This window comes from Roseateles sp. (assembly GCF_047654805.1).
Classification (GTDB): domain Bacteria; phylum Pseudomonadota; class Gammaproteobacteria; order Burkholderiales; family Burkholderiaceae_C; genus Pelomonas.
Map to the genome: position 1 here is coordinate 4,871,358 of NZ_JASGIV010000001.1, position 21,343 is coordinate 4,892,700.

The window sequence follows — 21,343 nt, forward strand, 5'->3', positions numbered from 1 at the left end:
ATGGACTGCGCTTTTGCAGTCATGGGCCGTAGGATGGGCCGACCAGCAGGAGACGCAACATGAAGTGGGAAGGCCAGCGCGAGAGTGACAACGTCGAAGACGCCCGCGACGGAGGTGGTCGAGGGGGGCTGCCGATCGGCGGGCGCGGCATCGGCCTGGGCGGCATCGTCATCGCCCTGCTGGCCTCCTGGGTCCTGGGCGTCAACCCCCTGACGGTGCTGGGCCTTCTGGGCGGCGGGGGCGGCGGCGGCACGCCGGTCCAGGCGCCGGCGCCCGATTCCCATGCCCAGGACCCCGGCTACCGCTTCGTCAAGGTCATCCTGGCCGACACCGAGGACGTCTGGGGCGCCTATTTCCAGCGCAGCGGCCAGCAATACCCCAACCCGAAGCTGCGCGTGTTCCGCGGCAGCGAGCCAACGGCCTGCGGCACCGGCGAAGCCGCGATGGGGCCGTTTTACTGCCCGGCCGACCGCAAGGTCTACATCGACCTGAGCTTCTACGACACGCTGCGGGAGCGCCTGGGTGCGCCAGGGGACTTCGCCCAGGCCTACGTCATCGCCCATGAGGTCGGCCACCACCTGCAGAACCTGATGGGCACGACCGCCAAGCTGGACCAGGCCCGCGGCCGCGTCTCCGAGCGGGAGATGAACGCCATGAGTGTCAGGCTGGAACTGCAGGCCGACTGCTTTGCCGGCGTGTGGGCCAGCTTGTCGCAGCGCAGCAAGGGCTGGCTGGAACAGGGCGACATCGAGGAGGCGCTGAACGCCGCGTCCCAGATCGGCGACGACACCCTCCAAAAGCGCTCCCGGGGCAGCGTCGTGCCCGAGAGCTTCACCCACGGCAGCAGCGCCCAGCGGGTGCGCTGGTTCAAACGGGGCCTGGACGCCGGCGACCTGAAGGCCTGCGACACCTTTTCGTCCGCCGCCCTCTGAGTCCCCGATTCAGGCCCACCCAATCAAGGGGGCGCTGGATAGCGCCCAAAAGGCTTTGTGTGAAACACTCCCATCCAAATCGCCGAGCCTTCTATTAGCATCGGCCAACCCTGAAATCCAGGGCAAGTTGCCCCCTGATGGGGACGACCCGCACCATCCACCGAGGCCACTGTCATGAGCGAACGCCAGATCAACGACCCGCAGTCGACGCCCCAGGCGCCGACCTCCGTCGACGCGTCCGCCATCAAGCTGGCCTCGGCACGACGCCGCCGGTTCATCAAGGCCGGCGCAGGCGTCATTCCCGTGGCGCTGACATTGAGCAGCCGGCCGGTTCTGGCCACCACCGCCACCGGCAAGTGCTTCTCGGCTTCGGCCTGGGGTTCCATCCAGTCGCTGGTCAACACGACGGCGAGCACCTACACACGCAAGGCCAACAATGCGCCGACCGTCTCCTGCTTCACAAAGGATGACTGGAAGGGGACGGGTTGTGCCGGCTGGACGCGCGCGACCATCAGCTGCAACACCGTTGCCGCCGTGAAGGCCTACAAGGTTTCGCAGGCATGCGGAGGCACCAGCACAGCCGGCGTGCCTGGCACGAAGCTGATCTGGGAAATGCTCAACGATGCCGATTCGAACAAAGACAAGACCGGCAAGCGCACGTGCTCGGATGCGCAGAAGCAGATATTGGTCGCCTGGCTGAACTTCCAGATCAGTCGCACGACCAATACGGACGTCTGCGTGATCGATTCCTTCTCCACCAATCAGCTCAACACGCTGAGCACCATCGTCGCGAACGGCGGGGGCAAAGGCCCAGACGGCAAGACGTGGACGGTGGTGAACGTGCAGGACTACTTGAGGAACAACCTCATCGGCCGCCTGAGCTGAGTCTCACCCCGCCGGGTATTGCCGACTTCAGGCCGTTGCGCGCCGAACCCAAGCACCTGAGCGCAGATGCGGGAGCCCCTTTGGAGCGTTCACAGGCCTGCTGACATTTGTTGGCGCGACTGGGACGGCCTGGGTGCGGTCTATGACGACGGCTCGGGTGACACGCATCTGGTCGATGCGCTCGTCATCGAGTTCCTGGAGCTTTTGACACGGCAGCCGCTGTCGGTTCGACAGCTGGTCGATTTGCTGGGCGATGCCTTGCCCGAGTCCATGGATCAGGCCACCGCCTTCGCCTTCTTCGAACGCCAGCTAAGGTCCATGCGCGACATGGGGCTCGTCGAGCCGGCATGAAGGTCCGCGATCTGGCCCTGGGCGACTTGCGCGGGAGGCTGGCCCGTGGCGACCTGGTCTTGAACGTCCCTCCTTTCGTGGCCCGCCTGCGCTCCGATGTCGACCGCGTGGCCGAGGACCTCAGCCTGCTCTACGCCGACTTCGACCTCGGCACGCCGGAGGACTTCGCGGACTTCCATCTCGAGGTGCTGCGCGAAGGTGGCCTGCGCCGCTGGGTCAAGCCCATGGCCCGCTTCTTCGCGGACGGAGAACCGGCATTCAGCCAGTTGCCGGCAGAGCAAGCCTTCCACATGGTCGAGTGGGGCTTGAACTGGGCCGTCAGCACCATGGCTCACCCCTACCTCTCCTATCACGCGGCAGCGCTGGAGCGCGATGGTCGGGCGCTGGTCATGCCGGCACCCCCGGGCTCCGGCAAGAGCACCCTGACCGCAGCGCTGGCCCATAGCGGCTGGCGGCTGATGTCTGACGAGATCACGCTCTACGACCTGGTCGATCGGCAGGTCACCGGCATGGGGCGCCCGGTCAACCTGAAGAACGTGTCCATCGAGCTGGTCCGGAAGTTCGCGCCACAGGCGGAGTTGACGCGGCCGGTTCCGGACACGACCAAGGGCACTCTCGCGCTGATGAAGGCCCCCGCCGAGAGCGTTGCACGTATCCGCGAGCCGGCACGGCCGACCTGGATCGTGATGCCCCGCTACACCGCTGGCGCAGCACCAGCGCTGACCGACGTTCCCAAGGCCCGGATGCTGCTGCTGCTGGCGGAACAGGCGTTCAACTACGACCTCCATGGCCGCAAAGGCTTCGAGGCCACCGCCGACCTTGTGGACAGCTGCGACTGCCTGGAATTCGAGTACTCGTCGCTGGACGACGCCGTGCAGCACATCGACCAACTGGCGGCGCGAGCGTGACGACCTCTCACGCGCCCCTGCTGCTGCGCGTACTGCGCGACCCCGGCTCGGCATTGCAGTTGCGCCCGCTGGAATGGGATCTGCTCCTGCGCCAGGCACGGCGAGGCGTGCTGCTGGCCAAGCTGGCGGTCCTGCTCAAACCCTGGCTGGACGGCGTGCCATCCGGTCCCGGGCATCACCTCCATGCCGCGCTGCTGACCGCGGAGCGCCAGTCGAAGCTGACACATTGGGAGGTGAGCCGGATCCAGGCGGCACTGCGCCCCTTGGGCGTCGAACCCATCCTGCTCAAGGGCACGGCCTACCTGATGGCGGGCCTGCCGGCCAGCTACGGCCGCGTGTTCGGCGACGTCGACATCCTCGTGCCCAAGGCGCGCATCGATGACATCGAGGCGGCGCTGCTCGCCAATGGCTGGAGCTTCGAGCAAGACCTGGATGCCTACGACGAGCGCTACTACCGCGAGTGGATGCACGAGATCCCCCCGCTGACACACGTGGACCGCGGCAGCAGCCTTGACGTCCACCACACCATCCTGCCACCGTCGGCACGCATACAGGTCGATACCGCCGCGCTGTTCGAGGATGCGCGCGAGCTCCCCGGCCACCCGGGTGTCCACGTACTGGCACCGGTGACCATGGTGCTGCACAGCGCAGCCCACCTGTTCCACGAGGGGGAGCTCGAGAAAGGCCTGCGCGACCTGTTCGACCTGGATGCGTTGCTGCGTGACTTCGGCCGCGATCCGGCGTTCTGGACCGCCCTGGTGCCGCGCGCCCGCGCGCTGGGCCTGGGCCGGCCCCTCTTTCACGCCCTGCGCTACACGACGCGCTGGCTGGATACGCCTGTACCGCACGACGTCATGCGGGCAGCCGCGGCCGACGCACCGGCCTGCCAGGGCCTGCTCGACGCCTGCTACGACCGTGCACTGATGCCCGACCACCCGAGCTGCGATGGCCCGCTGACCAGCGGCGCCAGGCTGGCCCTCTATGTGCGCTCGCACTGGCTGCGCATGCCCTTCGGCCTGCTGGTCCAGCACCTGGCGCGCAAGACCTGGTTGCGCATGCGTCCGGCGAAAGAAGCCCAGCCCTAGGCGGCGAAGCCGACAATCGACGGGCCATGGACCGACCCAAGCCCTTCTCGATGATCCGCGAGTTCCACCTCGCCGACTGGTTCACGCTGGGCAATGCCTGCGCCGGCATGGGTGCGCTGTTCGCGGTGATGAGCTTCCTGCAAAGCGGCGACCGGCTGCACCTGCAGTACGCCTGCGCCTTGATCCCGCTGGCCCTGGCCTTCGACGTGCTGGACGGACGCATCGCGCGCTGGCGGCAGAAGAGCTCGGCGCTGGGCCGCGAGCTGGACTCGCTGGCCGACGTGATCTCCTTCGGCGTCGCGCCAGCCGTCATCGCCTATGGCTGCGGCATGCAGGGGCTGTACGACCGCATCGTGCTGGTGTTCTTCGTGGCCTGCGGCGTCAGCCGGCTGGCCCGCTACAACGTCACCGCCGAGAAGCTCAGCGGCGGCACCGGCAAGGTGGCCTACTTCGAAGGAACGCCGATCCCGACGTCGATGCTGCTGGTCGCGGTGCTGTGGGTCGCGGTGGCCCAGGGCGCCCTCGGTGACGCGCTCTGGGGCGGGGTCTGGTGGCTGGCGGGCTTCCGGCTGCACCCGCTGGTGCTGATGTTTGCGCTGTCCGGCTCGCTGATGGTGAGCCGGATCCGGATTCCGAAGATCTAGGCCGTCCGGCGCGACAGCCAGCTCAGTGGCGACTCCTGCGCCGCGTGGTTGCCCTGCGACTCGAGGAAATCGCTCGGCGGCTGGCTGCGGTATTCGCTGACGCCACCGCCATCAAGGCAGGCGTCCAGCCCGAAGGCGGTACCGAGGTCGGCCGGGTCCGGCGCGCTGCGCGCAGCGGCGTCACGGCGGAAGAAACGCAGCGCTGGAACGAATCGCATGGCAGACCTCTCTGGCTTGACGGGCCAACAACCCTATTGGCTCCGTGGGTCCAGTGTGCGGGATTCATGTGACAAAAGGACCCCGCAACTGTGAGTAAATATTGCCTCTACTGGCATTACCGCACAAGTGCAAGACCTGTTTTTCCCAGTGGCGACAGGGCCTTCCGAGCGGCGCCCCTCAATTCGAGGGGGCGTTGCTGATTTGCAATTCATTTCCCCGCTTCGCAGCGCCAAGGATAGGGTTCGCTGCTCCGGCGCTTAAGCTGCGCAACCTTTCAAGCCCCCCGGCTCCGCATGAGTTCAGCATTTTTGAAGTGGCTCGCCAACGGCCTGATTGCCGTTGTGCTGGTCAGCACGCTGTGGATGGCCTACGCCATCCATCCCGAACAAGGCAGCAAAAGTCTGCTGATCGCCCAGGTCGCACCTGCCGCGGCTGCCGCGTCCGCACCCGCCACGGCCACTCGCTGATCAGCCCAGTGCCCGCCTGGCGCCATCGGCCAGGGCCTGGCCGATGCGGTCCAGCAGCGCATCCCGGCCCTGCAGCTGCCACTGGTGCCAGTAGAGCGTCACATCGACACCGACCTCCGGCTTCAGCACCACCAACTGACCGGCCTCGACAAGCGGACGCACCTGGATCTCCGGAGCGACGCCCACGCCCCAGCCCATGACGGCGGCACGCACATAGGCCTCGCTGGACGGCACGAAGCGCTCCCTCAGCCGCGGCGCGCGCACGCCGAAGGCCTGTGAGACCCACTGGGACTGGCTGTCGTCCTTGCGATTGAAGACCAGGAAGGGCGTGTCGGCGAAGTTGCCACCATGCAGCCCCTCGGGCAGTTGCGCTGCCAGGAATCCCGGGCTGGCTGCCGCGACATAGCGCATCACTCCCAGCGGCTGCACGCGGCAGCCCTGCAAGGCCTCGGCCACGGTGGACACGCAGCCCAGCACGGCCCCCTGGCGCAGGCTGTCGTGGGTGAAGTCCTGGTCGTCCACGACCAGCTCCAGCCCATAGCCCTCGCGCAAGCCCTGCTGCACCAGAGCGTCCAGGGCCGGCAGCACCCAGGTTGCAAGGCTGTCGGCATTGACGGCGATGGCAAGCCGCGACTGCGGCGCCACGCGCTCACCCAGCTCGCGCGCCACATCCACGCGCAATGCCTGGAGTTGGCGGGCGAAGCGCAGCAGCACCTTGCCGGCCTCGGTCAGGCGCAGCGGGCGCGAGCGCACGACCAGCGGCTGCCCGGCCTGCGCCTCCAGCCCGCGCAGCCGTTGGGAGACGGCGCTTTGCGTGATGGACAGGCGCTGCGCAGCGCGCTCGAAGCCCTGTTCGTCAGCCAGGGCGGCCAGGCAGTCGAGGGCGGCAGGATCGAACTCGTTCATAAGCTCCGCTAATGTATGGCGAATAATATGAATGAAGCTTCTTGAATCCGCGGTGCCTGCCGAGAATCCGCCGATGCCTGCCGCCGTCCTGGCCGACCCGACCACGCCTGCCGTTTTCGCGCAGGGCTGGGCCATGGGCGCCGGGTTGATTTTGGCCATCGGCGCCCAGAACGCCCTGGTGCTGCGCCAAGGGCTGCGGCGCGAGCATGTCGGCGCCGTGGTCGCCGTCTGCACGCTGTCGGACTGGCTGCTGATCGCGCTGGGTGTCTTCGGACTGGGCGCACTGATCCAGGGCCAGCCTCTGCTGCTGGAGATCTTTCGCTTCGGTGGCGCCGCCTTCCTGATGGGCTACGGGCTGCTCGCGGCCCGGCGTGCCTGGCGCCCCGTCGCGGGGCTGGACGCCGCAGGCGCGTCCGCGGGACTGGGCGCCACGCTGTCGGCCGCCTTCGCCTTCACCTACCTGAACCCCCATGTCTACCTGGACACCGTCGTGCTGCTGGGCGGCCTGGGTGCGCGCCAGCCGCCCGAGTCGCGCGCGGCCTTCGCGGCCGGCGCCGGACTCGCGTCGGCCATGTGGTTCGGCCTGCTGGGCTTCGGTGCCGCCGCAGCAGCACCCAAGCTGCGCAGCCCCGCCACCTGGCGGGTCGTCGACGCCACGGTCGCTTTGCTGATGGCCGGCCTGGGTCTACAACTCCTCCTGAAACCCCTCTAGGAACACCAAAGGAAAGCCATGAAGATCGTCGTTCTCGGTGCCGGCATCATCGGCATCGCCACGGCCTGGTATCTGCTCGACGAGGGGCATGACGTCATCGTCGTCGACCGCCAGGCCGACGCAGCTCTGGAAACGAGCTTCGCCAACGGCGCGCAGATCTCCGTCAGCTTCTGCGAGCCCTGGGCCAATGCCGGCGCGCCCTTCAAGGTGGCCAAGTGGCTGCTACGGGACGACTCGCCGCTGCTGTTCCGCCCGCGCCTGGATCCCAACCAGTGGCGTTGGGGCCTTGCCTTCCTGACGCAGTGCACTGACGCGGCCTTCGAGCGCAACGTCGAGGAGCTGGTGCAACTGGGCCGCTATTCGCACGAGTCGCTGAAGGACCTCGTTGCGCGCACCGGCATCGAGTACGACCGCCTGGAGCGCGGCATCCTGCATTTCTTCTCCAGTCAGGCCGACTTCGACGCCGGCGCCGCCGGCGCCGAGATCATGCGCCGGCACGGCGTGGACCGCCGCGTGCTGGGCCGCGAGGAGGTGCTGAAGGTGGAGCCCTCGCTGGCTGCCTTCGGCAGCCGCATCTTCGGCGGCACCTTCACGCCCAGCGACGAAAGCGGCGATGCCAAGGTCTTCACGCAGAAGCTCGCGCAGCTGTGCGCACAACGCGGCGCGCAGTTCCTGTACGAGCACGACATCCTCGGCCTGCAACGCGTCGCCGACGGCATCGAGGCCGTGCAGATCGCCCACACCCGCAGCGGCGAGCGCAAGTCGCTCAAGGCCGACGCCTTCGTCGCCGCCATGGGCTCATACACGCCAGCCCTGGTCCGGCCGCTGGGCGAGCATCTCAACATCTACCCGGCCAAGGGCTACTCGGCAACGCTGCGCCTGAAGAAACCCGAGGCCGCAAGCGTCGTCAGCCTGCTCGATGACACGCGCAAGATCGCCATCTCGCGCCTGGGCGACCACATCCGCATCGCCGGCACGGCCGAGCTGTCGGGCTTCGATCTCAACCTCGACTCGCCCACCGCCAAGGTGCGCTGCGCGGCCCTGGTGCGACGCTACGAGGAGCTGTTCCCCGGCGTGGCCGACACCAGCGAGCCCAACTACTGGACCGGCCTGCGCCCCAGCACGCCCAACAACGTGCCCTACATCGGCCGCAGCAGGAAGGCGCGCAACCTGTGGCTGAACGCCGGCCATGGCACGCTGGGCTGGACGCATGGCGCCGGCTCGGGCCATGCGATGGCCGAGCTCATCGCCGGTCGCAGGCCGGACATGGCCTTCGGCTTCTACGGCGCCTGATCAGAGCGTCTTCAGCAGCGCCGCCACCTTGGTCTGCTGAGGGAACTTCGCGCCCAGCCGGGCCAGCCCCTCCAGCTCGGTCTTGGCGGCCGGCTTGTCACCGGACTGGATGAGGATCTCAGCCAGATTCAGGCGGAATGCCGGCTGATCGGGCTGATCGGCCACCAGCTGGCGCTGAAGGCGCACAGCCTTGCCGAAGTCCTTCTCGTTGGCCAGCACGGTGGCGTAGGTGTCTCGCAGGGCCGGGTAGTCGGGGTTGATCCTGAGGCCGCGCTCGGCCAGTTCACGCGCATCGGCCTTGCCCAGCCTGCTGCGCAGCCATGCCACGTTGTTGATGACGGCCAACGCATCGGGACTGCGCTTGAGCAGGGCTTCGTAGCGCGTCAGCGCCGCCTCGATGTCGCCGCGGGCCAGCAACACGTCGGCCACGGCGCCGGCAAAGACAACATCCTGGGGATGCGACGTCTGCCATTGCTTTTCAAACGCAAGCGCCTCGTCGCGGCTCTTGCTGGCCAGCAGCACCGCGAACAGGCGCGGCGCAGATTCGCCCGGGTCACGCAGGGCCGTGGCCTTGCGCAGCGCGGCGATGGCAGCATCGTGATGCTGGCGGTTGATCTCCACGTCCGCCTCGGCGATCAGCGCGAAGGCTTCCTGCGGGAACTTCTTCTGGCGCTCGCGCAGCGCGGCCAGGCCCTCATCGATACGGCCCTGGCGCAGCGCGAGCTGGATCAGCAGGCGCTGGGCGGCCGCCGAGCCCGGCTCGGCTTCCAGCGCCCGCTTGACCTCGCGCTCAGCGCCGGCGTAGTCCTGCTCGATGAAGCGCATCTGCGCCAGACCCAGCCAGCCCTGGGCACGGGCGGGTGCCAGCACGGTCAGCCGCGAATAGGTCTTGACCGCCTGCGCCTTGTCGCCCGACACCAGCTGGGTGCGCGCCAGGCGCTCCAGCAGGTCAGGGTTCAGCGGCAGGGCCGCCGACGCCTCCTGCGCGGCCTGGGCGGCCTTGGCCGCATTGCCCAGGCGCAGCTGCTGGTCGATGAGGGCCATGCGCAGACCCGCATCGGTCGGCTCCTCGCGCACGCCGGCGGCCAGCACCTCGGTGACGCGCTCGGCGGGTGCACCCGTCTGCGACAGCAGTTCGGCCAGCGCAAGGCGACCCTGCGGCGAATGCGGCTGGCTGGCGACAAAGCCCTCCAGGCGCTTGATGGCAGCCTCGCTGCGCCCGGCCTGCATGTCAAGCGTCACCAGGCCCAGCGCGGCCGGCAGGTAGCCAGCGTCGGCCTTCAGCGAAGCCTCGAAGGAAGCCTGGGCGGCCGCGTTGTCCTTGCGGACCAGCTGGATGCGGCCACGCAGGCCGTCAGGCACCGGGCTGCCCTGCATCTTGGGCGCGAGCTTGTCGATGGCGGCCAGTGCGGCGGGCAGCTCGCCGCGGCGCATCAGCGCGTTGATGAGCATCAGGTCGTAGTTGCTGCCACTGTCCTTGGCGGCGATGTCGCGCAGCTGCGCGATGGCGGCGTCGGCCTTGGCGCGGTTGGCGCCACTGGGCGCCGTGCTGTCTCGCACGATGGCCGAAAGGGCGAGCGCCGCGCCCGTCTTGGCATCGTCGGGGCGCAGCCTGGCGGCAGCGCTGAAGGCCTGGTCGGCCGCCTCGAAATTGCCCAGCATGAGGTGGGCCTTGCCGGCCAGCAGCAGGGTCTCGGCATCGGCCCTGGCTGCCTCGAGAACGGGCTTCAACGTCTCCAGCGTCTTGTTCGGCGCGCGGCGCTGCAGCTGCAGTCCGGCGAACTGGCGACGCAGCGCGAGGTCTTCCGGCGCGAGCTTGATGGCCTGGTTGAGCAGGTTCTCCGCATCGGCCAGCTCGCCGAGCTGCTGGTGGGCGCCCGACGCCAGGCGCAGCAGCGGCAGGTAGTTGGGCATCAGCTTGAGCAGCGGCAGCGCCAGCTCGCGCGCCTTTGCGGCGTCACCCTTGGCAAGTGCCAGCTGGGCCTGCAGGAAGCGGCCCCGCGGGTTCTTCGCCAAGGCCGGCGGCATGCCGTCGACGAGCTTGGCCGCGGCGTCGAGCTGCTGGCGGCCCAGCGCGAGGCGCAGCAGCAGCGAGCGGGCTTCGTAGGACGACGGGTCCAGCGCGAGCACCTCGGTGAGCAGCGGCTGGGCCTCGTCGAGCTTGCCGCGCGCCAGCAGCACCTCCGCCTTGAGCTGCAGGGCCTTGACGGCCTTGGGCTTCTTCGCCAGCAGCTCGTCGAGTGCCTGCAAGGCCTCGTCGGGGAAGCCACCGGCCAGCTTGGTGCGGGCACTGACGACGACGGCATCCTCGGAGTCGGGCTTCAGCTGCAGCGCCCGCACGGCGGCAGCCTTGGCCTCGGTCACGTTGCCCTGGGCCAGGAAGGCCATGGCCAGGTGCTGCTGCAGCGTGGACATGGCGGTGGGGTCGGCAAGGCTCTGGTCGGCGAACTCGGCGATGAGCTTGCGCGACTGGCCAGAAAACAGCAGGGTCTGGGCCAGCAGCGGCGCCAGCTCGTCGCGCGGGGCACCGAGCTCCCAGGCGCGGCGCAGCTCGATCTCGGCGCCGGCCAGGTCTCCGGCGTCCAGCAAGGCCTTGCCCAGCAGATGGCGGCCCTTGGCGTTGTCCGGGCTTTGCTGCAACAGGTTCTTCAGTTCGATGACGGCGCCGCTGACGTCCTTTTGCTCCATGCGCTTCTGCGCGGAAGCGAGCAGATCCTGCTCGGAGCGTTGGCCGCAGGCCGCCAGCACGGCAACCAGCAGCAGGGGGGCGAAATGACGCGTCTTCATTGAATCTCCCAGGTCAGGCGCGCGATTGTGTTCCTAGAATCCGCGCCCCTCGTCAGTGAAGCCCCCAGGGACACCTCCGCCACGGCGTGACGTCATGAACATCTCCTCCAGTTTCTGTGCCATCGACTTCGGCACCTCCAATTCGGCCGTTGCCGTGCCCGAAGGCGCAGGCGGCATGCGCCTCGTCGATCTCGAGCCCGGCCAGCGCACCATGCCCACGGCCGTCTTCTACTTCGCCGAAGGGCCCCACGATGCCGACGGGCCGCCGCGCGCCTTCGGCCGCGCTGCCGTGGCCGCCTACGTGGAAGGCCACGACGGTCGGCTGATGCGCTCCATGAAGAGCATCCTCGGCTCCAGCCTCATTGAGCAGACCACCGACGTCGGCGGCGGGCGCGGCGCCAAGTACTCGGACATCGTGGCCGGTTACCTGAAGCGGCTGCGCCGCCTGGCCGGCGAACCAGAACGCGTCGTGCTGGGCCGGCCGGTGTTCTTTGTCGACGGCGAACCCGAACGCGACGCCCAGGCCCAGGCCCAGCTGGAAGCCTGCGCCCGCGCGGTGGGCTTTGGCGACGTGCAGTTCCAGTACGAACCCATCGCGGCGGCCTTCGACTTCGAACAGCAGGCCATTCGCGAAGGCAGGGGCGAGCAGATCGTGCTGGTGGCCGACATCGGTGGCGGCACCAGCGACTTCTCCATCGTGCGCGTCGGCCCCGAGCGCGCGCAGCGCCTGGCACGCCGCGACGACATCCTCGCCAGCCACGGCGTCCACATCGCCGGCACCGACTTCGACCGCCACATCGAACTGGCCGGCCTGTTGCAGGAGTTCGGCTATCGCAGCACCGGCCCCAGTGGTCGCGAAGTTCCAAGCGGCATCTACTTCGACCTCGCCACCTGGCACCTCATCAACACCTGCTACGCGCCGCTGCGCGTGGCCGAATGGCGCGGCATGAAGAGCTGGTTCAGCGACGTGCGCCAGCATGCGCGGCTCATGACGGTGCTGGAGGAACGCCTGGGCCACGAGCTGGCCGCGCGCGCCGAAGGCGCCAAGATCGCCGTCTCCGGTGGAGCCGACACGACAGTGGACCTGAGCCACATCGAACGCGGCCTGATCCTGCCGCTGAGCGAGAAGACCGCCGTGGACGCGCTGCGCGCCGACCTGGACCGCATCATCGCAACAGCCCACGAGACGGTGGCGCAGGCCGGCCTGCAGCCCGCGCAGATCGACGCGCTCTACTTCACCGGCGGCTCGACCGGGCTGCGCCTGCTGGTCGACGGCATGGCAGCCGGCTTCCCCCAGGCCGCGCGCGTCACCGGCGACCGGTTCGCCTCGGTCGCCACTGGCCTGGGGCTTCACGCCCGGCGCCTGTTCGGCGCATCCTAGGCAACTGTTAGGCTGCGCGGTTTCGCCTCCCTCCGAGAACGCCACCCATGTTGAAAGCCCTGACCTGGGCCGCAGCCGCTCTGGCCGCCACCGCGGCCCACGCCGCCGAGCCGCAGATCTACCAGCAGCCTTCCGCCGAAATCCGCGCCGTGCTCGACGCAGCGCCCCTGCCCGGCCACTCCCTGTCGCCCGACCAGCGCACGCTGGCCAGCATCAGCCTGGCACGCTACCGCAGTGTGGCCGAGCTCGCCCGGCCCATCCTGCGTCTGGCCGGCCGGCGCATCGACGCCGCCGCCAGCAGCCCGCAGCTGACGGCCAACATCCAGGCCATCACGCTGCGCGAGCTTGCCAACCCCGACGCCGCAGAGCGCGTGGTCAAGCTGCCGGCCGGCGGCACCTTCTCGTCGCTGCGCTGGTCGCCTGACAGCAGGCATTTCCTGTTGAACCGCCGTACCGCCAACGCCACCGAGCTGTGGCTGGGCGACGTGGCCACCGGCAAGGTCGGGCCGGTCAAGGGCGTGAAGCTCAACACCATCCTCGAGGCCTCGGTCGCCTGGATCTCCAACGACGAGATCATCGCGCTGACCGTGCCCGAGCAGCGCGGGCCGGCACCGGCGTTCGACGCGCCCAGCGGCCCGAGCATCCAGGAGTCCATGGGCCGCAACTCGCCCGAGCGCACCCTGCAGGACCTGCTCAAGAACAGCCAGGACGACGCGCTGTTCAGCCACTACGCCAGTTCGGCGCTGCGCCGCATCAAGCTGTCCACCGGGGCCTCGCGCGAGATCGGCATGCCGGGCCTTTACGCCAGCCTCGAGGTCGTCGGCACCCAGGGCACGCTGATCACCGAACGCCTGGTGCCGCCGTTCAGCTACCAGGTCACCTGGAACGACTTCGCCCGCCAGGTCGAGCTGCGCGACTTCAACGGCAAGCTGCTGCGCGACCTGGGCAAGGTCAAGCTCAAGGAAGGCGTGCCGGTCGAGGGTGTCATCACCGGGCCGCGCAATTTCTGGGCCTCGCCGCGAGCCGACGGCGCGATCTACTGGGTCGAAGCCCTGGACGGCGGGGACCAACGCAACAAGGTGCCCTTGCGCGACCGGCTGATGCGCCTGGACCCGCCCTACCAGGGCGACGCCAAGGAGGTGCACCGCACGGTGGGCCGCCTGGGCAGCATGGCCTTCGTCGATGCCGGCGACCGCGCCATCGTGTCCGACTTCGACCGCGACCGCCTGTGGATCGCCACGGACCTGGTCGCGCTGGACGGCGCAGCCCAGCCGCAGCGCCTGCAAAGCCGCTCCATGCGCGACCGCTACAACGACCCCGGTCAACCGCTGACGCGCGTGCTGCCCAACGGCCGCGGCATCGTGCGCGTGGACGGCGGCGACCGCCTGCTGCTTGCCGGCAACGGCGCCAGCAAGGACGGCGACCTGCCCTTCATCGACAGCTACAGCCTGAAGGAAGGTAAGGCCACTCGCCTGTTCCGCTCCGGCCCGACGCACTACGAGCGCCCCATCACGCTGCTGGCCGATGGCCGCCTGCTGAGCAGCCGCGAAAGTGCCACCGAGCCGCCCAACCTGGTGCTGCGCAGCGGCGCTGGCTTCGAGCAGCTGCAGGCCCTGACCCGCAATGCCGATCCCGCGCCGCAGCTGCGGGCCATCAAGCGCGAGCTGGTCAAGTTCAAGCGCGCCGATGGCGTGGAGCTGTCGTTCTGGCTCTATCTGCCGCCCGACTACCAGCCTGGGGAGCGCCGTCCCACGCTGGTCTGGGCCTACCCGCTGGAGTTCACCGATGCTTCCACCGCTGGCCAGGTCAGCGGTTCCGGCAGCCGCTTTGTGACGCTGGCCGGCGCCAGCCCCGTCATGATGGCGCTGGACGGCTACGTCGTGCTGATGGACGCCACCATGCCCGTCGTGGGCGATCCCAAGACCGTCAACAACAGCTTCGTCGAGCAGATCACGGCCAATGCCCAGGCCATCATCGACAAGGCGGCCGAGCTGGGCGTCAGCGACCCGCAGCAGATGGTCGTGGGCGGCCACAGCTATGGCGCCTTCATGACGGCCAACCTGCTGGCCCATACCGACCTGTTCAAGGCCGGTATCGCCCGCAGCGGCGCCTACAACCGCACGCTGACGCCATTCGGCTTCCAGAGCGAGCGCCGCACCTACTGGGAAGCTCAGGACGTCTATCTGAAGCTCTCGCCGTTCAACTACGCCGACAAGCTGAAGGAGCCGTTGCTGCTCATCCACGGCGAGAGCGACGACAACCCTGGCACGTTCCCCATCCAGTCGGCACGCTTCTACCAGGCGCTGGCCGGCACCGGCGGCCAGGTGCGCTACGTGGTGCTGCCGCATGAGTCGCATGGCTACAGCGCGCGCGAGTCCGTCGGCCACACGCTGTGGGAGATGAGCACTTGGATGGCCCGGCAAACGCGCGATCCGCGCGCGCCGCGCTAATTCAACCCTGGCGTTCCGGGCCGCCCCAAGCCGGCCCGGCCTGGCGAACTGCCCGCGGGCGTTCGCCCGGCTCAAGCCCGGGCGAGGGACTCCTCAGCGCCGCGGCGGCGGACCCCGGCGACGCTGGGCGCCATGGGGGGCCGGCCGCGAAGCGGCCTTCAACGGCCTCGACACGTCGGCCAGCATCAGCACCGCGCTGACCAGGCCCTCGACGGCCTCCTCCAGGTCGGCCGGCGGCTCCAGCGAGTCGATCTCCTCCAGCAGCGCATCGGCGTCCTCGAGGTCATCCGGGTCCAGGTGCAGGTAGATCGCGGCCAAAGGCTCCAGCAGGGGCTCCTCGGGAAGGCGCATCAGCGCTGGATGCGCATCCAGCGCGTGCGCGAAACCGGCCACCCAGGGCAGCACCGTCTCGCTGGGGTCGGCATCGTCATCCAGCTCGAAGATCCAGGGGTCGAACCACTGCCGGCCTGCGATGGCGACATTGAGTTCCTTGTGGCGGCGACGCAGCAGCGCGAGCAGCTCGTCGCCGACGCGTGCCGGCGTGGGTCGCCCCTCGCTGTCAAGGATGGGCGGCAGCCAGGCCGCCAGCGGCACGGCCTCGGGCTGCAGCAGCACGCCGCACAGATAGCCGTCCAGCATGCTCACGTCCAGCGGCTCCAGCGGCGCAGGCAGCGCGTCCAGCAGGGCCTGCAGGCGTTCCAGGTCGTCTTCGGTGAGGGTTTCGGGGGCGCGGTGTGGGGCGGTGGACATGGCGGGATTATCGGCAGTGCGCCGTGAATAGTGCCCACCGCCGCGCCGGCCCGGGCCCTACAGTCCCACTCATCCCAACGACGCCCTCGACCCCGAGGGCTTCATGACCCGGCAGCCTGCTGACCGGGTCTTTTTTTGCGTTCTGCGTCAACCCTTCACGCCCACGGCGGGTGAGTCGGACTCGACCTTGCGCCTGGCTTTCATACTAGCGGGCATGCCCGCTGCCGTACTCGCGCTGCGCTTCGATCCGGCAGTCGTGGCGCTTTCCTACCTGACCGCTGCCTTTGCGTCCTATGTGGCGCTGGACCTCGCCCAGCGCGTGCGCACGCCGGATGCGCTGGTTGCACGCGCCTGGTGGATCGCCGGCTCGCTGTCACTGGGCACCGGCATCTGGGCCATGCACTTCGTCGGCATGCTGGCGCTCAAGCTGCCCTTTTCCGTCGGCTACGACACGGCCGTCACGCTGCTGAGCTGGCTGGCGGCGGTAGGCGTGTCGGCGATCGCGCTGCGCGTCGCCGCCCGGGAGACGCTGACGCCCGCCTGGCTGGCGCTGGGCGCGCTCAGCATGGGAGGCGGCATCTGCGCCATGCACTACATGGGCATGGCCGCCCTCGTACTCGCGCCGGGCATCCAGTGGGACTGGACGCTAGTCGCCGCCTCGGCGGCCGTCGCGGTCGGCGCCGCCGCCGCCGCCCTTTGGATCTTCTTCGCGCTGCGGCGCCTGCCACGCGCCTGGGCGCGCTGGGCGCAGCTGGGCGCCGCCCTCGCCATGGGCGCAGCCATCAGCGGCATGCACTACACCGGCATGGCCGCCGCCGGCATCGGCGAGAGCTCGGTCTGCCTGAGCGCAGACGCACTGCGCGGCGACAACCTCGGCACGCTGGTCGCCGGCGCCACCTTCGCGCTGCTGCTGCTGACCCTGGTCACGTCGGCGCTGGATGCCCGCAGCCAGCGCCACACCCGCCGGCTGCAGCAATCACTGCAGGCCGCCACCACCGAGCTGCAGGTCCGCGCGCTGCGCGATCCGCTGACCGGCCTGGCCAACCGCCAGTTGCTCGACGACCGCCTGCAGCACGCCGCCGCGCGCGGCCACCGAGAGGGCGCCCGGCTGGCCCTGCTGCTCATCAACCTGGACGGATTCAAGCCCATCAACGACAGCTTCGGCCTGGGTGCCGGCGACCATGTGCTGTGTGGGGTGGCGCAGCGTCTGCAGGGCCTGGCGCGTAGCGACGACACGCTGGCTCGCCTGGCGGCCGACGAGTTCGTGCTGATGCTGGAGGGTGAGGTCGCCGAGGCGGCGCTGGCCCAGGTCGCGCAACGCCTTCTGGACGCGCTGGCCGAGCCCATGGACGGCGTGCCCGGCGCCGGCAGCCACCCGCTGCGGCTGTCAGCCTCCATCGGCATTGCCCTGGCCGACGGCTCGGGGCCGGGCGAGGCGCTGATCGCCCAGGCCGATTCGGCGGCGCAATCGGTCAAGCGCGCCGGTGGCAACGGATTCGCCTTCTTCGAGGCGCACATGCAGGCGGGCGTGCGCGAACAGCTCGAGCTGGCCCGCGACCTCCGCGCCGCCCTGGCCGGCGAGGCGGGCAGCGGCAGCCTGATGCTGCACTACCAGCCCAAGATCGCCACGGACGAAGGCACCATCACCGGCGTGGAGGCACTGCTGCGCTGGCAGCATCCGCTACGCGGGCCGGTGAGCCCGGGGGCCTTCATCCCGGTGGCCGAGCGCTTCGGCCTCATCATGCCGCTGGGTGACTGGGTCATCGCCGAGGCCTGTCGCCAGCTAGCCGCCTGGCGCGATGCCGGCCTGCAGATGCGCGTGGCCCTCAACCTGTCCGTGCAGCAGCTGCGCCAGCCGGACGCGCTGGTACGGCGCTTCGAGGAGGCGCTGGCCCAATACGGCGTCGATGCCCAGCACCTGACCTGCGAGATCACCGAGTCCGTCGCGATGGACGATGCAGAAGCCACGGAGCGCACGCTGCGCCGCCTGGCCGGATTGGGCTTGGCGCTGTCCATCGACGATTTCGGCACGGGCTATTCCAGCCTGGCCTATCTGCGTCGACTGCCCCTGTCGCAGCTCAAGATCGACCGCAGCTTCGTCCAGGACCTGGAGACCAGCGCCGATGCGCGCGCCATCGTCAAGGCCGTCATCGAGCTGGCCCATGCATTGAGCCTGCAGGTCGTCGCCGAGGGCGTCGAGACGGAGGGCCAGGCCGCCGTGCTGCGCGGCAAGCACTGCGACAAGCTGCAGGGCTTCCTGTTCGCCCGGCCCATGCCGGCCGAAGAGCTGACGCGCTGGGCCATGCATGCGCGCGATGGCCGGCCGCGCTTCAGCACCTCGCTATACGCGACGCAGGCCGCCTAGACGGCCATGCGCTCCGGCGCCACGTAAAAGCGCCGGAACTCCTCGAAGCCCAGGGTGTCGGCCGCCTCGATGCGGGCCTGCTCGGCCAGGGATTGCGCCGCCATCTTCTCGAAGCGCTGCTGCAGCGGCTCCGCGAAAGGCAGGGCCAGCAGCGCCGCGCGCGTCGCATCGCTTTGGTGGCGGATGAAGGCGACGTAGCTGTCGTCGAAGTCCTGGGCCATGACGGCCAGCACGCGAGCCGACGGACAGAGCTCGGGCCGCTGCAGCCGCAGCGCCACGCGTCCGAGCGCCGCACGATACGCATCGCCCCCATGGGCCGCGTCCAGCGCCTCGGCCTGCGCGGCGCAGGCGGCCAGGATCTCGCCGGCCCAGTCGGACAGCGACCGCTCGCCGCCGCGCCAGTGCTCCAGCATCAGGCCCGGCTCGCGGCCCCGGGCAGCGACGCTGTGCTGGTTGCGCGCGTTCGCTGCAATCTCCTGCGGCGTGTCGTCGGGGCTGTCGCTGCGCAGGCAGTGCAGCAAGAAGGTGTCCAGCACACGCATGGCGTCGGCGCCTATGCCCAGCGGCTCGAAGGGGTCGAGGTCCATCAACCTCACCTCGATGTACTCGACGCCGCGCTCGCGCAGCGCATGCAGCGGCCGCTCGCCGGAGCGGATCACGCGCTTGGCGCGGATGGTGCTGTAGAACTCGTTCTCGATCTGCAACAGGCTGGTGGAGAGCTGGTTGTAGTCGCCGCCCGGCGTCTGCACGCCGATGGCCTCGTAGGCCGGATAGGGCTGGCTCAGCGCCGCCTGCAGCGACGCCGCGTAACTCTCCAGGCAGTTGTAGCTGACGGCGATGCTGGACTGCGCATCGCTCTGGTAGCCCAGGCGCCCCATGCGCAGCGAGGTGGCATGCGGCAGGTAGAGGGTGTGGCCCGACAACCGCTGCAGGCCATGCTCGCGACCAGCAACGAAGCTGTCGCACAGCGCCGGGCTGGCACCGAACAGGTAGAGCAGCAGCCAGCCCTCGCGGCGGAAGTTGCGGATGGCACCGAGATAGCCGTCGGTCGACACGCCCGGCAGCGACCAGTTGTAGTGGATGCCGGAGATGGTCTGCATGCGCCGGCCGTAGCGCTGGCCCAGGCCCATGCGGTAGACGCTCTTGGCGCGGCCGACGTTGCTGCTGCCGTAACGGCCGATGGGGATGGTCTCGTCGGCCGGCAGGCCGCAGGGCATGGAGCCCACCCACAGGCGCTCGTCAGCCAGCGCGCGGTAGACGGCCTGGTGGATCTCGGTCAGCTCCTGAAGGCAGTCCTCGACGCCGGCATGCACGCCGGTGATGAGCTCGAGCTGGGACTCGCTGTAATCCGTCGTGATGTGGGGATGCGTCAGCGCCGCGCCGAGAGCCACGGGATGCGGCGTCAGCGCCAAGCTGCCTCCGGGCAGGGCGCGCAGGCTTTCCTTCTCGATGCCGCGGCGGATGCCGAGCAATATCTCTTTGTTGTCCATGGCGTCTGGGCTGCTGGGCGCGACACGGTAGCAGATGCGCGCTACAGCTGCCCGGGCGCGTCCATGTCGGCCAGACTGGGCCTCAGGGCATGTTCACCAGCCTGGATGCCCTCATGGTGGCTGAGGTAGAGGGAAACGTCGTAGCGTTCCAGCCAGCCGACCGCCTTCAGCCGGTCCAGCACAGGCCCTTTGACCTCGGAGAATTCCAGCCTCAGCCCCTCCGCCGCCAGCGTCGCATGCAGCTCCTGCAGCGCCGTGAGGCCGGAGACATCGATGTGGTTGACCGGGGCCATCAGCATCAGGACGCGGTCCGGCGGGCCGACCCGCTCTCGGTGCTCACGCACATGAGCCAGCACCGCATCGCCCAGGCCTCGGGCGTTGGTGAACACCAGGCTCTCGTCCACGCGCAGTCCGACGACCTCGGCCCGGCACTCCACCGCGTAGCGCTCGACGTTGCGGTAGTGCTGGGTGCCCGGCACGCGGCCGATGCGCGCCACGTGCGGCCTGGCGGTACGCTGGATCAGCAGCGCGATGGAGCCCACCACGCCCAGGGCCAGCGCGAATCCGATGCTCCACAGCAGCACGGCGGCCGTGACGGCCAGCATCAACAGCCCTTCGGCGCGCGCATAGCTCCAGGCCTCGCGGTAGGGGCGCAGCGAGAAGCCGCCCAGCACGGCCACGACGATGGTGGCCGCCAGCACGGGCTTGGGCAGGTGGGCCAGCGGCTCGGCCAGCAGCAGCATGGCCAGGAACATGAAGACGGCGACGAAGACCAGGCTCCAGCGGCTGCGCGAGCCAGCCTCGTGCAGCAGGATGCTGCGCGAGAAGCTGCCCGCCACCGGCATGCCGCCGCTGACCGAGGCCAGCAGGTTGGCCGCCGCCAGGCCGCGCATCTCCGCCGCCGGCAACAGCTTCTCGCCACGGCGCTGTGCCAGCGACTCCGACACCGCCAGGCTGGACACAAACCCCATCAGCGCCACCAGGGCCGCGGCCGGCAGCAGCTGCAACCAGAGCGCCGCGTCCAGCAGCGGCAGGCCCAGCGGCAGGGCCAGCGACGGCAGCGCACCCACCTGGGCCACGCCACGGGCCGTCGGCGTGAGCGCCGAGAGCACCATCGCCACGATCAGCAGCAGCAGCGGTGCAAGCCGAGCCAGCAGCCGGGAGCCCATGCGGCGCGAGGCCAGCAGCAGCACGATGGCGAGGCCACCCCAGGCGGCGCTCGCCGGACCCCAGCCGCCATGCACGGCCGAGACGAGCAGGTCCGGCAGCGTGAAGCCCGTGGCCGCGCTGCCCAGCAGCACCGGCAACTGGCCGGCCGCGATCATCAGCGTTGCTCCGTTCTCGAAGCCCCGCAGTGCCGGCACCGACAGCAACGAGGCCAGCGCATCCAGCCGCAGCAGCGCGGCGAGCGCTAGCACCAGCCCCACCTCGGCGGCGAGCACCAGCGCACCTTCCGAGGCGCTGACTCCCGCCGGCAGGCCACCCAGGGCCTGCGCGATCATCAGTGCCAGCACCGCCACCGGTCCCAGGCCCAGCACCGGGCTGGAACCCAGCGCCGCATAGGCCAGCAGCGGCAGCAGGCTGGCGTACAGGCCCACTTGCGGCGGCAGGCCGGCGAGCATGGCATAGGCCAGGCTCTGCGGAATCAGCAGCACGGCGACGACGGCACCGGCGATCAGGTCGGCGCGCCAGGTGATGGGCAGCCTCATGTCAGTGGA

At 69.5% G+C, this 21,343-nt stretch carries 18 protein-coding genes; 12 read left to right on the top strand and 6 right to left on the bottom strand.

Annotated features, from left to right (window positions below; genetic code table 11):
- Nucleotides 1-59: 59 nt before the first annotated feature.
- The 6 genes from QM732_RS21990 (at nucleotide 60) to pssA (ending at nucleotide 4,805) form a co-directional block, all read left to right on the top strand.
- A complete protein-coding gene (locus QM732_RS21990) occupies nucleotides 60-932 on the top strand; it encodes a neutral zinc metallopeptidase (protein ID WP_415658219.1) in 873 nt (290 codons plus the stop codon).
- 174 nt (nucleotides 933-1,106) lie between these two features.
- A complete protein-coding gene (locus QM732_RS21995; RefSeq protein WP_415658220.1) occupies nucleotides 1,107-1,817 on the top strand; it encodes a hypothetical protein in 711 nt (236 codons plus the stop codon).
- Between the two features lie 66 nt (nucleotides 1,818-1,883).
- Nucleotides 1,884-2,168 carry an HPr-rel-A system PqqD family peptide chaperone gene (locus tag QM732_RS22000; RefSeq protein WP_415658221.1) on the top strand — a complete coding sequence of 95 codons (285 nt, stop codon included), beginning with the start codon at nucleotides 1,884-1,886 and terminating at the stop codon, nucleotides 2,166-2,168.
- Entirely contained in the window at nucleotides 2,165-3,076 is a 912-nt protein-coding gene (locus tag QM732_RS22005; protein ID WP_415658222.1) for an HprK-related kinase A, read from the top strand. Before QM732_RS22000 ends, QM732_RS22005 begins: the two co-directional genes overlap by 4 nt.
- The gene (locus tag QM732_RS22010) at nucleotides 3,073-4,161 is read left to right on the top strand and encodes a nucleotidyltransferase family protein (RefSeq protein ID WP_415658223.1); all 1,089 of its coding nucleotides are present in this window, start codon (nucleotides 3,073-3,075) and stop codon (nucleotides 4,159-4,161) included. The genes QM732_RS22005 and QM732_RS22010 overlap by 4 nt, the downstream gene beginning before the upstream one ends.
- Nucleotides 4,162-4,187: 26 nt before the next feature.
- Nucleotides 4,188-4,805, top strand: coding sequence for a CDP-diacylglycerol--serine O-phosphatidyltransferase (gene pssA, locus QM732_RS22015; RefSeq protein WP_415658224.1), 618 nt, complete (start codon nucleotides 4,188-4,190; stop codon nucleotides 4,803-4,805).
- On the opposite strand, the gene QM732_RS22020 is transcribed toward pssA, so the two are convergent.
- Nucleotides 4,802-5,023: a hypothetical protein gene (locus tag QM732_RS22020; RefSeq protein WP_415658225.1), complete on the bottom strand. Its 222-nt coding sequence runs from the start codon at nucleotides 5,021-5,023 to the stop codon at nucleotides 4,802-4,804. The genes pssA and QM732_RS22020 overlap by 4 nt on opposite strands.
- Before the next feature lie 294 nt (nucleotides 5,024-5,317).
- Here QM732_RS22020 and QM732_RS22025 point away from each other — a divergent pair, with 294 nt between their 5' ends.
- Nucleotides 5,318-5,491 carry a hypothetical protein gene (locus QM732_RS22025; protein ID WP_415658226.1) on the top strand — a complete coding sequence of 58 codons (174 nt, stop codon included), beginning with the start codon at nucleotides 5,318-5,320 and terminating at the stop codon, nucleotides 5,489-5,491.
- Here the strand turns inward: QM732_RS22025 and QM732_RS22030 are convergent, their stop codons facing one another.
- Nucleotides 5,492-6,397, bottom strand: coding sequence for a LysR family transcriptional regulator ArgP (locus tag QM732_RS22030; protein ID WP_415658227.1), 906 nt, complete (start codon nucleotides 6,395-6,397; stop codon nucleotides 5,492-5,494).
- Nucleotides 6,398-6,470: 73 nt separating this feature from the next.
- Between QM732_RS22030 and QM732_RS22035 the strand changes: the two genes are divergently transcribed.
- Together QM732_RS22035 and QM732_RS22040 are read left to right on the top strand one after the other, a co-directional pair.
- Nucleotides 6,471-7,109: a LysE/ArgO family amino acid transporter gene (locus QM732_RS22035; protein ID WP_415658228.1), complete on the top strand. Its 639-nt coding sequence runs from the start codon at nucleotides 6,471-6,473 to the stop codon at nucleotides 7,107-7,109.
- Nucleotides 7,110-7,127: 18 nt separating this feature from the next.
- Complete coding sequence (locus tag QM732_RS22040; protein ID WP_415658229.1) at nucleotides 7,128-8,402, top strand: D-amino acid dehydrogenase; 1,275 nt, start codon at nucleotides 7,128-7,130, stop codon at nucleotides 8,400-8,402.
- Here the strand turns inward: QM732_RS22040 and prsT are convergent, their stop codons facing one another.
- On the bottom strand, nucleotides 8,403-11,189 hold the full coding sequence (gene prsT, locus QM732_RS22045; protein ID WP_415658230.1) for an XrtA/PEP-CTERM system TPR-repeat protein PrsT: 2,787 nt from the start codon (nucleotides 11,187-11,189) through the stop codon (nucleotides 8,403-8,405).
- Nucleotides 11,190-11,283: 94 nt separating this feature from the next.
- Between prsT and QM732_RS22050 the strand changes: the two genes are divergently transcribed.
- Nucleotides 11,284-12,570: a heat-shock protein gene (locus tag QM732_RS22050; RefSeq protein ID WP_415658231.1), complete on the top strand. Its 1,287-nt coding sequence runs from the start codon at nucleotides 11,284-11,286 to the stop codon at nucleotides 12,568-12,570.
- Nucleotides 12,571-12,617: 47 nt separating this feature from the next.
- Nucleotides 12,618-15,020, top strand: coding sequence for an alpha/beta hydrolase family protein (locus tag QM732_RS22055; RefSeq protein ID WP_415658232.1), 2,403 nt, complete (start codon nucleotides 12,618-12,620; stop codon nucleotides 15,018-15,020).
- A gap of 93 nt (nucleotides 15,021-15,113) precedes the next feature.
- Here QM732_RS22055 and QM732_RS22060 read toward each other — a convergent pair whose 3' ends face one another.
- The gene (locus QM732_RS22060) at nucleotides 15,114-15,770 is read right to left on the bottom strand and encodes a YecA family protein (RefSeq protein WP_415658233.1); all 657 of its coding nucleotides are present in this window, start codon (nucleotides 15,768-15,770) and stop codon (nucleotides 15,114-15,116) included.
- 214 nt (nucleotides 15,771-15,984) lie between these two features.
- On the opposite strand from QM732_RS22060, the gene QM732_RS22065 reads away from it, so the two are divergent.
- On the top strand, nucleotides 15,985-18,135 hold the full coding sequence (locus tag QM732_RS22065; protein WP_415658234.1) for a putative bifunctional diguanylate cyclase/phosphodiesterase: 2,151 nt from the start codon (nucleotides 15,985-15,987) through the stop codon (nucleotides 18,133-18,135).
- Here QM732_RS22065 and gshA read toward each other — a convergent pair.
- Together gshA and QM732_RS22075 are read right to left on the bottom strand one after the other, a co-directional pair.
- Nucleotides 18,132-19,625, bottom strand: coding sequence for a glutamate--cysteine ligase (gshA, locus tag QM732_RS22070; RefSeq protein ID WP_415658235.1), 1,494 nt, complete (start codon nucleotides 19,623-19,625; stop codon nucleotides 18,132-18,134). The two genes, QM732_RS22065 and gshA, sit on opposite strands and share 4 nt — an antisense overlap.
- Before the next feature lie 41 nt (nucleotides 19,626-19,666).
- On the bottom strand, nucleotides 19,667-21,334 hold the full coding sequence (locus QM732_RS22075; RefSeq protein ID WP_415658236.1) for a SulP family inorganic anion transporter: 1,668 nt from the start codon (nucleotides 21,332-21,334) through the stop codon (nucleotides 19,667-19,669).
- Between the last annotated feature and the right edge of the window lie 9 nt (nucleotides 21,335-21,343).

Coding starts and splice junctions, on each gene's coding strand:
- QM732_RS21990 (WP_415658219.1), top strand. CDS start 60: ATGAAGTGGGAAGGCCAGCGCGAGAGTGACAACGTCGAAGACGCCCGC.
- QM732_RS21995 (WP_415658220.1), top strand. CDS start 1,107: ATGAGCGAACGCCAGATCAACGACCCGCAGTCGACGCCCCAGGCGCCG.
- QM732_RS22000 (WP_415658221.1), top strand. CDS start 1,884: ATGCGGGAGCCCCTTTGGAGCGTTCACAGGCCTGCTGACATTTGTTGG.
- QM732_RS22005 (WP_415658222.1), top strand. CDS start 2,165: ATGAAGGTCCGCGATCTGGCCCTGGGCGACTTGCGCGGGAGGCTGGCC.
- pssA (WP_415658224.1), top strand. CDS start 4,188: ATGGACCGACCCAAGCCCTTCTCGATGATCCGCGAGTTCCACCTCGCC.
- QM732_RS22020 (WP_415658225.1), bottom strand. CDS start 5,023: ATGCGATTCGTTCCAGCGCTGCGTTTCTTCCGCCGTGACGCCGCTGCG.
- QM732_RS22025 (WP_415658226.1), top strand. CDS start 5,318: ATGAGTTCAGCATTTTTGAAGTGGCTCGCCAACGGCCTGATTGCCGTT.
- QM732_RS22030 (WP_415658227.1), bottom strand. CDS start 6,397: ATGAACGAGTTCGATCCTGCCGCCCTCGACTGCCTGGCCGCCCTGGCT.
- QM732_RS22035 (WP_415658228.1), top strand. CDS start 6,471: ATGCCTGCCGCCGTCCTGGCCGACCCGACCACGCCTGCCGTTTTCGCG.
- QM732_RS22040 (WP_415658229.1), top strand. CDS start 7,128: ATGAAGATCGTCGTTCTCGGTGCCGGCATCATCGGCATCGCCACGGCC.
- prsT (WP_415658230.1), bottom strand. CDS start 11,189: ATGAAGACGCGTCATTTCGCCCCCCTGCTGCTGGTTGCCGTGCTGGCG.
- QM732_RS22050 (WP_415658231.1), top strand. CDS start 11,284: ATGAACATCTCCTCCAGTTTCTGTGCCATCGACTTCGGCACCTCCAAT.
- QM732_RS22055 (WP_415658232.1), top strand. CDS start 12,618: ATGTTGAAAGCCCTGACCTGGGCCGCAGCCGCTCTGGCCGCCACCGCG.
- QM732_RS22060 (WP_415658233.1), bottom strand. CDS start 15,770: ATGTCCACCGCCCCACACCGCGCCCCCGAAACCCTCACCGAAGACGAC.
- QM732_RS22065 (WP_415658234.1), top strand. CDS start 15,985: ATGCCCGCTGCCGTACTCGCGCTGCGCTTCGATCCGGCAGTCGTGGCG.
- gshA (WP_415658235.1), bottom strand. CDS start 19,625: ATGGACAACAAAGAGATATTGCTCGGCATCCGCCGCGGCATCGAGAAG.
- QM732_RS22075 (WP_415658236.1), bottom strand. CDS start 21,334: ATGAGGCTGCCCATCACCTGGCGCGCCGACCTGATCGCCGGTGCCGTC.